Annotated in this window: 11 protein-coding genes; 7 read left to right on the top strand and 4 right to left on the bottom strand. The window is 67.3% G+C overall.

Features of this window, described 5'->3' with window-relative positions; all coding sequences use genetic code 11:
* Positions 1–15: 15 nt before the first annotated feature.
* The 4 genes from ACFQU4_RS17425 (at position 16) to ACFQU4_RS17410 (ending at position 4,351) form a co-directional block, all read left to right on the top strand.
* On the top strand, positions 16–1,038 hold the full coding sequence (locus ACFQU4_RS17425) for an acyltransferase domain-containing protein (RefSeq protein WP_377494107.1): 1,023 nt from the start codon (positions 16–18) through the stop codon (positions 1,036–1,038).
* 22 nt (positions 1,039–1,060) lie between these two features.
* The gene (locus ACFQU4_RS17420; protein WP_377494105.1) at positions 1,061–1,858 is read left to right on the top strand and encodes a sugar phosphate isomerase/epimerase family protein; all 798 of its coding nucleotides are present in this window, start codon (positions 1,061–1,063) and stop codon (positions 1,856–1,858) included.
* A gap of 105 nt (positions 1,859–1,963) precedes the next feature.
* Positions 1,964–3,715 (top strand): hypothetical protein, encoded by a 1,752-nt coding sequence (locus ACFQU4_RS17415; protein WP_377494103.1) that lies wholly within the window; start codon positions 1,964–1,966, stop codon positions 3,713–3,715.
* Between the two features lie 33 nt (positions 3,716–3,748).
* Positions 3,749–4,351, top strand: coding sequence for an SGNH/GDSL hydrolase family protein (locus ACFQU4_RS17410; protein ID WP_377494101.1), 603 nt, complete (start codon positions 3,749–3,751; stop codon positions 4,349–4,351).
* On the opposite strand, the gene ACFQU4_RS17405 is transcribed toward ACFQU4_RS17410, so the two are convergent.
* The 4 genes from ACFQU4_RS17405 to ACFQU4_RS17390 all read right to left on the bottom strand — a co-directional run bounded on the left by ACFQU4_RS17405 (position 4,330) and on the right by ACFQU4_RS17390 (position 8,879).
* The gene (locus ACFQU4_RS17405; RefSeq protein WP_377494099.1) at positions 4,330–6,096 is read right to left on the bottom strand and encodes an extracellular solute-binding protein; all 1,767 of its coding nucleotides are present in this window, start codon (positions 6,094–6,096) and stop codon (positions 4,330–4,332) included. The genes ACFQU4_RS17410 and ACFQU4_RS17405 overlap by 22 nt on opposite strands.
* 49 nt (positions 6,097–6,145) lie before the next feature.
* The gene (locus ACFQU4_RS17400; protein ID WP_377494097.1) at positions 6,146–7,084 is read right to left on the bottom strand and encodes an ABC transporter permease; all 939 of its coding nucleotides are present in this window, start codon (positions 7,082–7,084) and stop codon (positions 6,146–6,148) included.
* Entirely contained in the window at positions 7,081–8,031 is a 951-nt protein-coding gene (locus ACFQU4_RS17395; protein WP_377494095.1) for a carbohydrate ABC transporter permease, read from the bottom strand. Before ACFQU4_RS17395 ends, ACFQU4_RS17400 begins: the two co-directional genes overlap by 4 nt.
* A 104-nt stretch (positions 8,032–8,135) precedes the next feature.
* A complete protein-coding gene (locus ACFQU4_RS17390; protein ID WP_377494093.1) occupies positions 8,136–8,879 on the bottom strand; it encodes a FadR/GntR family transcriptional regulator in 744 nt (247 codons plus the stop codon).
* 146 nt (positions 8,880–9,025) lie between these two features.
* Between ACFQU4_RS17390 and ACFQU4_RS17385 the strand changes: the two genes are divergently transcribed.
* The 3 genes from ACFQU4_RS17385 (at position 9,026) to ACFQU4_RS17375 (ending at position 13,335) form a co-directional block, all read left to right on the top strand.
* Positions 9,026–11,203 carry a right-handed parallel beta-helix repeat-containing protein gene (locus ACFQU4_RS17385; protein WP_377494091.1) on the top strand — a complete coding sequence of 726 codons (2,178 nt, stop codon included), beginning with the start codon at positions 9,026–9,028 and terminating at the stop codon, positions 11,201–11,203.
* Positions 11,204–11,245: 42 nt separating this feature from the next.
* On the top strand, positions 11,246–12,736 hold the full coding sequence (locus tag ACFQU4_RS17380; protein ID WP_377494089.1) for a B12-binding domain-containing radical SAM protein: 1,491 nt from the start codon (positions 11,246–11,248) through the stop codon (positions 12,734–12,736).
* Positions 12,737–12,966: 230 nt separating this feature from the next.
* Positions 12,967–13,335, top strand: a complete 369-nt coding sequence (locus ACFQU4_RS17375; protein ID WP_377494087.1) for a cupin domain-containing protein — start codon at positions 12,967–12,969, stop codon at positions 13,333–13,335.
* Positions 13,336–13,344: the final 9 nt, after the last annotated feature.

Raw genomic sequence — 13,344 nt, 5'->3', positions numbered from 1 at the left:
CATCATGATTGTTTCGTGACTCCGAACGATAGTTCGAGATACCGAAATGATCTTCCCGAGATCGAGCGGCTGATCGCCGGACTGCGACTGCCGGCGTCCGCCGTCCTTCAGCTGTACGAGCTCGCCCAGCACCCGCCGCTCGACGACGTACGGCTGCCCGACGACGCCGAGTCTGCGGAGCTGCTGGACCGGCTCGGCCTCGCGGCCGCGGACCGGGCCGAACTCGTCACCGCCAGACCCGATCCGCAGGCCACGCCGGAACTGTGGTGGCTCCTGGAACGGTGCGTCACCCTGCTCCGCGAGCGGCAGGGGAGCGTGGCGCCGCTGAGCCCGTGGCCGGACCTGCCGGACGAGCTCGGGGCGGTCGGCCGCTACCTCTATGTCTGGGTGATGCTCACCGCGGCCGCCGACGCCCGGGCCTTCCACCGGTCCCGCGGGATCCCGGATGATCATTCCTGGGCGGCGCTCGGCGTGCTCGCCGGCCAGCTCGGCAACCGGCGGGCGCTGCACGGCCAGGGCGGGCTGCACACGCAGAACTGGGTCACCCACCACTTCCGCGGCGCGATCTACGTGCTCGGCCGGCTGCACTTCGAGCGGACCATGATCACGTTCGATCCGGGATCGGCCGTCGCGGCGCCGGGGATCGGGGCGCCGGCGCTCGGCGTACACATTCCGGAGGGGCGGTTGACGCCGGAGTCCTGCGACGACGCGCTGGACCGGGCCGGCCGGTTCTTCGCCGAACACTTCCCCGACGAGCCGTATCGCTACGCGACCTGCTCGTCCTGGGTGCTGGATCCGCAGCTCAAGGAGTATCTGGACCCGGACAGCAACATCATCCGGTTCCAGGAGCGGTTCACCCTCAGCCCGGACACCGGGCCGGACTCCAATTCGACCGTGATCGAGTTCATCTTCAAGCGGCCGTTGGCCGAGCTTGATCAAATACCGCGCCAGACCTCGCTCGAGCGCGGCATCGTCGACCACATCAGGTCCGGCCGGGCCTGGCACTTCCGGACCGGGTGGTTCGAGTTCCCGCCCTGATCGGGTACGGCAGACTGTGATGATGAAAGCCGTCTCCAGCTGGTCCCTGCATCGCACCCTCGGCTCCTACCACTCGGGCTCCGTCGCCCCGGCGGACCCGGAGCAGCTCGATCCGCCGACCTCCGGTCTGTCACTGCTGGAGCTGCCGGCCGAGTTGCACCGGCGCGGCTACGACACGGTCCAGCTGTGCCACTTCCACCTGCCCAGCCGGGATCCCGGCTACCTCGCCGAGCTGCGGTCGGCCCTCGCCGACGCCTCGATCACCCTCGACGCGCTGCTGGTCGACGACGGTGACCTGGTCGATCCGGACGCGGCCGACGCGCACCAGGAGTGGATCTCCGGCTGGATCGACGACGCCGTCGCCCTCGGCGCGACCAGGGCCCGGGTGATCGCCGGCCGCCAGTCGCCGACCCCGGAACGGCTGGCCGAGAGCGGCCGCCGGCTGGCCGAACTGGCCGACCGGCACCCCGACATCCGGATCGTCACCGAGAACTGGCTGGACCTCACGCCCGGCCCGGAGCAAGTGGAAACGATCTTGGACGCCGCCGGAAGCGGGGTCGGGCTGCTGATCGATCTGGGCAACTGGGCCGCGCCGGACAAGTACGACTGGCTGGGCCGGATCGCGGCCCGGGCGGAGACCTGTCATGCGAAATGCCACTTCGCCGGCGACCGGCCGGACCGGGACGACTTCGCCGCCTCGGTCCGGGTGATCAACGACGCCGGGTACACCGGACCGCTGGCCCTGGTCTACGACGGTACGGAGCCGGAGGAGTGGGAGTCGCTGGAGACCGTCCACGCGATCGCGAGTACGGCTCGCTGACCCGGACCCTCCTGGTTCGCCGTCGACCACCCCACCACTGACAAACATGTGATGTTTCTGTAGGCTCGGCCCATGTTCGCTGAACGAAAGGGTCGCGTCGTGGCGATGTCATCCGATGAATGGAAGCTGGGGCGCCGGTCCGTGCTGCGGGCCGCCGGGCTCGGACTCGGCGCGGTCGCGCTGCCCGGGGCTCTGACCGCCTGCACCGGTGCGCCACCGGCCGCCGAGCAGTCGCCGGCCGGGTTGCCGGACGTGCCGCAGCGGCAGCTGGGCCCGGAGACCGACGGCGTCCCGTACCCGAAGGACTACGTCGGTCCGCGGGCCAGCCGGAAGGAGCCGATCCACGACGGGTCGCGGACGTTCCGGGTCGTCGTCCCGCAGGACGCGCAGAACGTCGGGGACTGGAACAAGAACGCGATGACCACGTGGTTCCAGGAGCGGACCGGGGTCAAGGTCGAGTTCGAGGCGGTGCTGATCACGGGCCCGAACGGCACCGACCTGACCAAGGTCAACGCGATGCTCGCCTCCGGCGAACTCCCGGACGCGTTCCTCGGCATCCCGTTCACCGACGACCAGATCTCGTTGTACGGGCAGCAGGGCACGTTCGTCGCGCTGGACGACCTGATCGAGACCTACGCCCCGGAGGCGCGGCGGATGTTCGCCGAGTACCCGGACTGGCGCGGTCTGACCACGGCGGCGGACGGGCGCCGCTACCAACTCCGCGGGATCAACGACTGCTACCACTGCCGGGTCGGCGAAGGCCGGGCCTTCGTGAACCGGCGCTATGTCGACGCGGTCGGTGGCGCGATGCCGAAGACCACCGCGGAGTTCCGCGAACTGCTGCAGCTGTTCAAGGCGAAGGACCCCAGCGGAACCGGAAAGATCATTCCTTTCACGGGCAGTGCGAGCAACTCGCTGGACCGGTTGGTCATGAACGCGTTCCTGGACAACCCCGGTGGGACCCAGTCCGGCGGCTGGATCCGGCTGGTCGACGGTCGGGTCGACTTCGTCGCCGACAAGCCCGAGTGGCGGGAGGGCTTGCGGTTCCTGCGCAGCCTGGCCGACGACGGAACGCTGACCCGGGAGGCCTTCACACTGACCGACCAGGAATTGCTCGAGGCCGGCAACCAGGGCCGGCTCGGCGCGGTCCGGGCGTACTACTGGGGCCAGTTCGTGGAGATCGACTACCAGGACGGCGCCCGCTGGCGCGACTATGCCGGGCTGCCGCCGCTCGAAGGTCCGGCCGGCGTGCGGTTCGCCGCCTGGGACCACTTCGGGTACGGCGGCGAACTGCTGGTGATCACCAGCGCCTGCTCCGATCCCGCGATCCTGGTCCAGTGGGCCGACGCCCAGATCGAGCTGGAGGCGGCCACCCGGGCCAGCTCGGGCGTCAAGGGCGAGAACTGGGACTGGGCCGAGCCGGGGGACAAGAGCCTGGTCGGCGACCAGGCGATCAACAAGATCTACAGCTACCCGGCGCCGGCGGGCACCGGCTGGAGCTACTTCCCGATCATCTACAACTCCTCCGACCTCCGGCTGGCGCAGTTCAGTGACCCGAAGAATCCGAACTTCGAAGCCGATCTGTACCAGGTCACGACGGAGTACGAGCCGTTCGCCGCACCGAAGGAGTCCCAGCTGCCGCCGTTGATCTTCGACGAGGCCACCGCGGCGCAGAAGGCGGACACCGCCGTCTCGATCGAGAGCCACGTCAAACAGCACCTGGCGAAGTTCGCGATCGGCGAGCTGGACATCAACGACGACGCGGCCTGGAACGGCTACACGGAAACGCTGCAGGCGATGGGACTGACCGGCTACCTTGACCTGCATCAGCAGGCCTACGACGCGAGACCGCGCTGATCATCGGCGGCCCGATCCCGTACGATTCTGATCATGGGACAACGTGTGGTCTTGGTCGGGGACTCGGTGACCGATTGCGGTCGGGACCGGGAGGATGACGGCTCACTCGGCCACGGCTGGGTGTCCGTCGTCGGGGCGGAACTGCCGGACGTGACGGTGATCAACCGCGGGATCTCCGGCAACCGGGTCCGCGATCTGGTGGCCCGCTGGGACGCGGACGTCCTCGCCGCCGGGCCGGACACGGTCGGAATCATGATCGGGATCAACGACACCTGGCGGCGGTACGACCGCGACGACGCGACGAGCACCGAGGCGTTCGCCGCCGACTACCAGACGCTGCTGGACCGCACCTCCGCCGCCGGCGTGGGCCGGGTGATCCTGCTCGAGCCGGTGCTGACTCCGGTCAGCGACCCGCAGTGGGACTGGCGGGAGGACCTCGATCCCAAGATCAGCGCGGTGCGCCGGCTGGCCCAGCGCCACGGGCTCGAGCTGGTGCCCACCGACGCAGTGATGAACGCGACCGCGGCCACCCGGCCGCTCGGCGAGCTGGCCGGCGACGGAGTCCATCCGTCCGAGGCCGGCCACCGGGTGATCGCGGACGCGTTCCTGCAGGCCTACCGCGGCCGCTCGTCGTAGGCGCGCTGGAACAGCTCCAGGTACTGGCCGAGGTTCATCTTCTCCAGCGTCGCCATGTAGTCGTTCCACACCGCGTCGTCGTGGACGTCCAGCCCGGCCGTGGCGAACTTCGCCATCGACTTGATCACGTGATCACCGATCGTGGTCTCCAGGTCCGAGATCTCGGCGATCGACGCCTCGCCGAAGATCAACGGCGGTAGCTGGCTGTCCACCGGCTGGCTGAACTTCTCGTACTGCTGGGAAACCCGGTAGAGCTCGCTCTCGAAGGTGGGCGCCTTGGGATCGGCGTACTGGGCGTTGCGGAAGTCGAGGCTGCGGTACATCAGCGAGTACTGGCTCCACCCGCGGCCGGGCGTGGTGTCGGTCCCGTACTCGGTGATTGCTTTCCACACCGCCTGCCGGCCGTCGATGCCCTTCTCGCCCTTCTTCGCGTAGTCCCACTGCGCACCGGGCTCGCCGCCGGTGTCGTAGGCCCGCAGGATCGGTTCCAGGTCCATCTGGTAGTCCGCCCACTGCACCAGCAGGTCCGGCCGGCGGCAGTTCTTGGTGATCAGCAGCGTGCGCCACGGGCTGAGGTAGTGGTTCGTGCTGGTCAGCCGGTTCCCGCCCGGTCCGACCAGCGGCAGCACCGGCTGGTAGCGGCGCCACAGCGCGTCGTCGTCGTAGCTGATCGAGAGGAAGCCGCCCCAGTAATAGGACCGGGCGCAGCCGATCAGTCCTTGATCACCGAGCTTGGCCATCTCGGGGGTGGCGATCGAGAACGACTGCTTGGTGAGGGTTCCGTCGTCGTACAGGCTGCGCATCAGGGCCATTCCCTGGCGCCAGCCGTCGGTGTTGGCGACGAACTCCATCCGGCCGTTGTTCAGCCGGATCCACGGCTTGCCGGGGTTGAAGGTGTACGGGTTCACGAACCAGACGTCCATCCCGTCCCAGCCGGCGTTGCCACCGAGGAACGGCAGGAAACCCTTCTTCCCGCTGGGATTGCGAGCCTTGAGCTCGCGCAGCACGTTGCGGAAGTCGTCGGTGGTCTCCGGCATCGCGGCACCGATCTTGGCCAGGTAGTCGGTGTTGATGAAGGTCTTGCTGGTCGTGGTCCGGCAGTGGTAGCAGTCGCTGATCGACGCGTACTGATAGATCTTGCCGTCGCGCGCCGTCATGGTCTGCTTGATCGTCTCGACCTCGGACATCAGCTGCCGCTCGACCGGGGCATAGGCGTTGATCAAAGGGCCCAGCTCGAGGAACAGTTCCTGCTCGCCGTACAGCGAGATCTGGCTCGGCGACAGGTTGATGCCGAGGAACGCGTCCGGCAGGTCCCCGGACGACAGCATGGCGTTGATCTTGCTCAGATCCTCGCTGCCGTCCGGGCCCTTCATGTTGACGGCCTGGTATTCGATCTTGACCCCGGTCCGCTGCTCGAGCCACCGGGAGAACTCGTTCACGTTCCAGTCGCCGACCAGGCTGTCCTGCGGCACCACGACCCGGAACGAGGTGCTCGGGTCGCCGAACGGCTTGCGGTCGTACGCTCTCGGGCCGGCGTACGGGTCCGGGTACGGCCGCTCGATCGGCTCCGGCAGCTCCAGGTGCACGTTCGGGTCGACGCTCGGGCCGGTGCCGGGATCGCTGCCCTCGGCGGGAGTGCAGGCGGCTGCGCCGCCGAGCGCCGCCAGGCCGAGGGTGCCGCCGGCGGCCTTGATCAAGGTCCGGCGATCGAGCCGGGTCCGGGCCGGCAGGGATGTCGTGGTCATCGAAGGGACTCCTCGTCGCTGAGTCACGCTGCTGCGTGGAAGTTGTTGATCAGAACAGGCTCTGCTTGGCGATCCGCCGGGCCAGGTAGTTGGCGCCGACCAGCATCACCAGGGCGATCACCGACTTGAACAAGCCGATGGCGGAGGCGTAGGAGAACTGCGGGATCGCGGAGTTCAGGCCGATCTCGTACACGTAGGTGTCGATCACCTGGGAGACCTCGAGGTTGAGCGGATTCTGCATCAGCAGGACCTTCTCGAAGCCGCTGGACAGCATCGACCCCATGTTCAGCACCAGCAGGGTGATCGCCACCGGCATGATCCCGGGCAGGTCGATGTGCCACATCCGGCGGAGGATGTTCGCGCCGTCCATCCGGGCCGCCTCATGCAGCTGCGGGTCGATCCCGGCCAGCGCGGCCAGGTAGATGATCGCGGACCAGCCGAGGGTCTGCCAGGCACCGGACCAGACGTACAGGTGCCGGAAGAAGCCGGGCTCGCTCATGAAGTCGATCGGCTCGCCGCCGAACAGCTGCACCGCCTGGTTGACCAGGCCGCTCTGCGGCGACAAGATCATGAACATGATCCCGACCACGACCACGGTCGAGATGAAGTGCGGTGCGTACGTGATCAACTGCACGGCCCGGCTGTAACCCCTGCTGCGCACGGCATTCAGGCACAGGCTCAACACGATCGGCAACGGGAACAGCGCGATCAGCTCGTACCCGTTCAAGATCAGCGTGTTCTTGATCACCGGCCAGAACTGGTAGCTGGTGACGAACTGCTCGAAGTACTTGAGGCCGACCCACGGACTGCCCAGGATGCCGCGGGCGACCGAGTAGTTCTTGAAGGCGATCTGCAGGCCGTACAGCGGCCCGTAGAGGAAGATCACGACGTAGACCAGGGTCGGCACCAGCATCAGGTACAGCTGCCAGCACCTGGCCATCCGGCGCGGCAGGCCGACGGCGGCCCGGGCGGTTCGGGGTTCGCTCATTTCAGGGATCCGATCAGGGCGCCCTTCACGAAATGGCGCTGGACGAAGGGATAGGCGATCAGCGGCGGGATCATCGCGACCACGATCACCGCGTAGCGGAGCTTGTCGAAGAGCTCCTTGTTGCGTTCCAGTTGGGCGGCGTCGGCGCTGCCGAGATCGGCCGGGTTGACGGCGCCGAGGGCGAGGATCTCGCGCAGGATCAACTGCAGCGGATACTTCGACGGATCGGTCAGGTAGAGCATCGAGGAGAACCAGCCGTTCCACTGGGCGATGCCGTAGAAGAGCAGATTGACCGCGATGATCGGCTTGCTCAGCGGCAGCGCGATCTGCAGGCAGAACCGGGCGTCCGAGGCGCCGTCCATCCGCGCCGCCTCGAGCAGTTCCTTCGGGATGGTGAGCTGGTAGAAGGCGCGCGTGATGATCACGTTGAACACGCTCATCGCCGCGGGCAGGACGATCGCCCACCGGGTGTTCATCAGTCCGAGCTTGTCGATCACCACGTAGCTGGGGATGATGCCCGCCGAGAACAGGGTCGGGATCAGGATGAAGAACAGCAGGCCGCGGCGGAACGGCAGGTCGGGCCGGGACAGCGGATAGCCGGCCAGCACCGTCAGCGCCGTCCCGAGCAGGGCACCGGCGACGGCGTAGAAGACCGAGTTCGCGAAGCCGGTCATGATCGACGCGGTGCCGAAGATCGTCCCGTACGCATCCAGGTTGAAGCCGACCGGCCACAGCTTCACGGCGCCGCTCGCGATCGCGCCGCCGGAACTGAACGAGCTGCTGAACACGTACACGAGGGGATAGAGGACGCTCAGCGCGAAGAGGGCGAGCAGGCAGGAGTTGATCACGTGGAAGGTCCGGTCGACCGCCGGCTCCTTGATCCGCCGGGACCGTGGCGGGCGCCGGACCTCGTGGTCGGGGGCACGCCGGGTGATCGTCAACGTCATCGGTGGCTCGCGCCCATGATCACAACGACAGCGGGGCTCATGGGCGCCAACCCTAAGCCTACAAACGTATGATGTCTAGCAGTTCATCGAACTGCTCCGAGGGTTCAGCCTTCCGAGCTCAGCAGGCTGTAGGTACGACGCCAGGAGTCAAGGATGTGCGCCCGCATGGCTGCCGCGGCGGCCTCGCCGTCGTTCGCACAGAGGGCGGCACAGATGGCCTCGTGCTCGGCGAGGGCGTCGTGGATGGTGGTGACCAGGCGCTCGTTGGTGAGCTGCGCGGGCTGGACGACCCAGGCGTGGGTGCTGCGGGACAGCGCAGAGGCGAACTCGTTGCCGGACAGATCGACGATGAACTCGTGCAAGGCCCGGTCGGCCTGCAGGAAGGCCGGCCCGTCATCCCCGATCCCGTCGAAGGCCGCCAGCATCCGGCCGAGCTGGACGGCGTTCCCGGCCGTGAACCGTTCGGCCGCCTGCCGGGTCATCTCACTCTCCACGGCAGCCCGGACGACGACGAGCTTGGCACTGGACTCGAAGTCGGCGTCGTACTCCTGGCAGGCCGAGATCACGATCGGGTCGAACAGGTTCCACCGGATCCGCGGTTGCACCGTGGTCCCGCGGCCCTGCTGGACCGAGACCAGCCCCTTCTCCTCGAGCACCTTGATCGACTCCCGGACCACGGTGCGGCTGACCCGGAACCGCTCGCTGAGATCGGTCTCGCGGGAGAGCAGGGCGCCGGGCGGGAACTCGCCGCGCACGATGCTGCGGACCAGTTCGGCGGTCACCGTGGGCACCAGCCGGTTCGGGGTGCGCCGGGCCGGTGCCGTCGCGGACAGGGTCTGCTCAGCCATGGTCGGATCCTAGCTTCAGCATCCCTTTACAGCCGGGAGATCGTCGGGCTAGGACTCGAATCCTCCGGTAAAGATCATATGTTTCGCCGTTGAGGCTCGGGATCAATGCCGCCGGCGGGACACCGACACCAAGGGTGGTGGAGTTCATGCGTAACCGGATCGCTGTCATGCTCGCTCTTGTCCTGCTGCTGGGCCTCCCGGTCGCCACGGCGCGGGCCGTCAGTCCACAGTTGCAGCTCTACGTCGCGCCGAACGGCGACGATCGCGCGGCGGGCGGGGTGGACCAGCCGCTGCGGACGCTGGAGGCGGCCCGCGACCGCATCCGTACCGTCAAGGAGGGAGGTGGCCTGCCGAAGGACGGCGCCACCGTGTTCCTGCGCGAGGGCAGCTATCCCCGTTCGGCGTCCTTCACGCTCACCGAGGCCGACTCCGGCACGGCGAGCGCGCCGGTCGTCTACCGCTCCTACCCGGGCGAGACCGCCCGGCTGTCCGGCGGCACGGACCTGGACCGGGCCGACTTCGCGCCGGAGACCGATCCTGCCGTGCTGGACCGGATCATCGACCCGGACGCCCGGGCCAAGGTGCTCAAGTTCGACCTGGCGGGCCACGGGCTGACCGACTACGGCGAGGTGAGCCGGCACGGCTACTGGAAGGCGAGCGAGCTGAGCAAGCTGCCGCCGATGGAGCTGTACGTCGACGACAAGGCGATGACCCTGGCCCGGTGGCCCAACGAGGGCACCGTCCAGATGGACAAGATCATCGACCCCGGCCCGACCGTCGACGATCCGGACCTGCACGACCGCGGCGGCACCTTCAGCTACACCTACGACCGGCCGGCGCTGTGGACCGAAGCCGAGGATGCGTGGCTGGACGGGATCTTCAGCTACAGCTGGGAGTGGTCGTACAACAAGATCAACTCGATCGACCCCGTGGCGAAGACGATCACGCTCCGCTACGGCGAGATGTCCGGCCTGCAGAAGTCCTGGTATCCGGACTTCCACTTCGCCGAGAACCTGCTGGAGGAGCTGGACCGCGCCGGCGAGTACTACATCGATCGCGAGCGCGGCGTGCTCTACCTGATGCCGAACCAGGCGTTCACCGACGGTTCCGGCGACGTCACCGTGACCACGCTGCGCGACCCGATGGTGATCACCCGCGGCACCTCGCACGTCCGCTTCGAAGGCCTGACGTTCGAGTTCGGCCGCGACGCCGGTCTGGTGATCACCGGGGGTGAGCAGGTGGTCGTCAAGGGCAGCGACATCGTGAACTTCAGCAACGGGGGAGTGCGGATCAACGCCCCGACCCAGTTCATGGCGCCGATCCCCGATGACGAACTCGACGGCGTCGGCCACCTGATCGACAGCAGCGAACTGCGCCATCTCGGCGCGCTCGCGGTGCAGGTCAACGGCGGCGACAAGACCACGCTGGCCCCGGGCCGGAACGAGGTGCGGAACTCGCACCTGCACGACTTCGCGTACTACAACAAGGCGTACAACCCGGGCATCTCGCTCAGCGGCGTCGGCAACCGAGCTGTCGGCAACGAGATCAACGACGCTCCGCACCCGGGCATCCTGATCTACGGCAATGATCATCTCGTCGAGTACAACGAGATCTACGACATCTGCACGATGTTCTCCGACCTCGGTGCGATCTACATGAACGCCGGCTCGACGCCACAGGAGCGCGGGACCGTCATCCGCCGCAACTACTTCCACGACATCGGAGAGGGCAATCCCGGCGTCGAAGGCGTCTATCCGGACAACTTCACCATGGGCCTCACGATCGAGGAGAACATCTTCCAGGACCTCGCCAACTCGGCGGTCAAGAACAACGCCGGCTCGTACATCAACACCCGGAACAACCTCTTCATCGACACCTACGTGCCGATGGACAACTACGAGTTGTTCCTCGGTGATCAACCGGGCAACAAGGTGGACGAGTCGTACATGGAGGGCTGGCGCAAGCTGTTCGCCGACACCAACAACTTCGAGGGCACGCCCTATCTGGAGGAGTATCCGGAACTGGCCACCTTCTTCGAGGAGAACCGCTACTACCCGGACACCAACACGTTCGCGAAGAACGTCGTCTACAACCCGAATCGGGAGCGGTCGGCCGATGTCGGGGAGCAGGGCACCCGCGACGTGCACAACCTCTTGCGGCTCGCCGACAACTGGGTCACCGACGACGACCCGGGCTTCGTCGACCTGGCGTCGGGCGACCTGCGGCTGCGCGAGGATGCGCCGGTGTTCGACCGGATCCCGGGCTTCGCCGACATCCCGTTCGAGCGCATCGGGACGCACGGTCCGATCGGCACCGGTGATTGACAGTCCGCACCCGGCGGCACCCTGCAGCAGTAGGGTGCCGCCATGCCGGAGATCAGGAAGGTCCGGTTCCTTGAACCGGGCAATCGGCCCTACCGGCCGGCCCTGCGCAATCACGTCACCTATGACCGCTACCTCCGCAACCCGTCGCTCGGCCTGACTCTGCTGGCGACGATCGTCGAACGGCGGGTGCCGGACACCCTGTTCTACTCCGAGTCGATCGCCCGGATCCGGTGGGACGACGTGCTCGATGCGGACGTCGTGTTCATCGGGATGTTCACCTTCGCCGCACCGCGCGGGTACGAACTGGCCCGCTACGTCAAGGAGCATTCCGCGGCGACCGTCGTCCTCGGCGGGCTGCACGCGTCGCTCAACTACGAGGAAGCGGCGCAGCACGGCGACTACGTCCTGCTCGGCGAGGCCGACGACAGCATCCTCGACTTCCTGGACGCGTACCAGCACGATCGCCCGATCGACTTTCCCGGCGTGGCTTTCCGGGCGGCGGACGGCCAGGTGATCAAGACCGCCGAGCGTGCCGCGCCGACCGAGATCGACACCATCCCGAACCACGATCTGGTGTACCGGTTCGCCGACATGGTCGGACACAACACCCTGTGGCCGCAGGTGATCGCGTCCCGCGGCTGCCCGTTCCGCTGCGACTACTGCGCCGTCGTACGGCACTGGGGCCAGAAGATGCGCGGCCGGGATCCGCAGAACATCGTCGAGGACATCCGGCAGACCATCGCCTTCTTCGATCAAGGTCGGCTGCCCCGGCTCAACCGCGCGATGTGGATCGTGGACGACAACTTCTTCGCACTGCGGCCGTGGTCGAAGCAGGTGCTGCAGGCGATCATCGACAGCGACATCGACTACCGGTTCACGGCCCAGGCCAGGTTCGAGGTCGGCTTCGACGACGAGATCCTCGTCCTGCTGAAACGGGCCGGCTTCTTCGAACTCGCGCTGGGCATCGAGTTCCTCGAGAACGAGTCCTTCGACGCCTACCACAAGACCTGCACCTCGGAGGAGGTGATCAAGTCGATCCGCAACATCCAGGCCCACGGGATCAACGTGCGCGGCCTGTTCATCCTCGGCGCCGACACCCACACCCCTGGCGTGGGCGAGCGGCTGGCCCAGTTCGTAATCGACAACGGCCTGCGCGGAATGCTCGTCCAGTCGATGTACTTCGTGCCCGGCACCCCGGTGTGGAACACACACCGTGATCGACTGATCCACACCGACTGGTCCAAGTACACCGGCCACGTCGTGCACCATCCGACCCTGATGACGCCGAGCGAGCTGAACCGGGAGCTGGTCCACGTGAGCCGGCGTGTGTACTCCTATCGGAGGCTGCTGAAGAGTTTGATCTTCGACCGCGGCCTGAACCGCCTGCTGTTCCTGGGCGAGTTCTTCTGGCAGCGCAGCGTCGCCGCCGACCGGGCCCGCGAGGGCCGCAAACTGGCCGGGCTTCCGGCGGGCGGGCCGAAGCCGCAGCAGCTGCCACTCACTCCGGTGGACGGTCGACCGAACTCCGCATGAACTCGGATCGGCAGGTTCGCGGGTCGATGGCCGATCGGTGGCCGGGAACGAAGGTCAAGGCGAACGGCGAGTGATCATCTTCCGGAGCGTCTTGTCGCCAGTCAGTGATCAACTTTACGTTGGCTGCACTTGATGAAGGCGAAAGGCACGACATGCAGCAGCGGGCAAGCGTTGTCGGAGGCAGGGTACGTGGCGAGAGCGGAAGCGTGCAGGGTCAGCTGCTGACCCCCATGATCACCGTCGCGACGGCAGGGACGCGGCGCATTTCCGGCGGATCGGTCCGGATGCCGCCCGGTGGGGCGAGCCGGACGCACCACCACCCCGATTCGGACATCATCGTTGCGGTGGTGTCCGGGCGGGCGGCGACCATCGTCTGGCATGACGGGGAGCCCGAGGTGCTGCCGCACACCGTCGACGAGATGTGCTACGTCCCCGCCGGTCTTCCTCACTGTGCCGTCAATCTGAGTCTTTCCGAACCCGTGCTGGCGCTGGAGTTCCGGACCGACCCCGAGTTCAATGCCGACGTCGCGCTGCTGCCGAACCTCGAAGACCAGGCCCGCGCGCTGGTCGAGGAGCTTCGCGCGTCACCGGTCTTCTGACCTGCCGGC

This window comes from Microlunatus sp. GCM10028923 (assembly GCF_042666975.1).
Lineage (GTDB): Bacteria > Actinomycetota > Actinomycetes > Propionibacteriales > Propionibacteriaceae > Microlunatus.
This window is presented reverse-complemented; position numbering and strand designations above follow the sequence as displayed.

Coding starts and splice junctions, on each gene's coding strand:
- ACFQU4_RS17420 (WP_377494105.1), top strand. CDS start 1,061: ATGAAAGCCGTCTCCAGCTGGTCCCTGCATCGCACCCTCGGCTCCTAC.
- ACFQU4_RS17415 (WP_377494103.1), top strand. CDS start 1,964: ATGTCATCCGATGAATGGAAGCTGGGGCGCCGGTCCGTGCTGCGGGCC.
- ACFQU4_RS17410 (WP_377494101.1), top strand. CDS start 3,749: ATGGGACAACGTGTGGTCTTGGTCGGGGACTCGGTGACCGATTGCGGT.
- ACFQU4_RS17405 (WP_377494099.1), bottom strand. CDS start 6,096: ATGACCACGACATCCCTGCCGGCCCGGACCCGGCTCGATCGCCGGACC.
- ACFQU4_RS17400 (WP_377494097.1), bottom strand. CDS start 7,084: ATGAGCGAACCCCGAACCGCCCGGGCCGCCGTCGGCCTGCCGCGCCGG.
- ACFQU4_RS17395 (WP_377494095.1), bottom strand. CDS start 8,031: ATGACGTTGACGATCACCCGGCGTGCCCCCGACCACGAGGTCCGGCGC.
- ACFQU4_RS17390 (WP_377494093.1), bottom strand. CDS start 8,879: ATGGCTGAGCAGACCCTGTCCGCGACGGCACCGGCCCGGCGCACCCCG.
- ACFQU4_RS17385 (WP_377494091.1), top strand. CDS start 9,026: ATGCGTAACCGGATCGCTGTCATGCTCGCTCTTGTCCTGCTGCTGGGC.
- ACFQU4_RS17380 (WP_377494089.1), top strand. CDS start 11,246: ATGCCGGAGATCAGGAAGGTCCGGTTCCTTGAACCGGGCAATCGGCCC.
- ACFQU4_RS17375 (WP_377494087.1), top strand. CDS start 12,967: ATGATCACCGTCGCGACGGCAGGGACGCGGCGCATTTCCGGCGGATCG.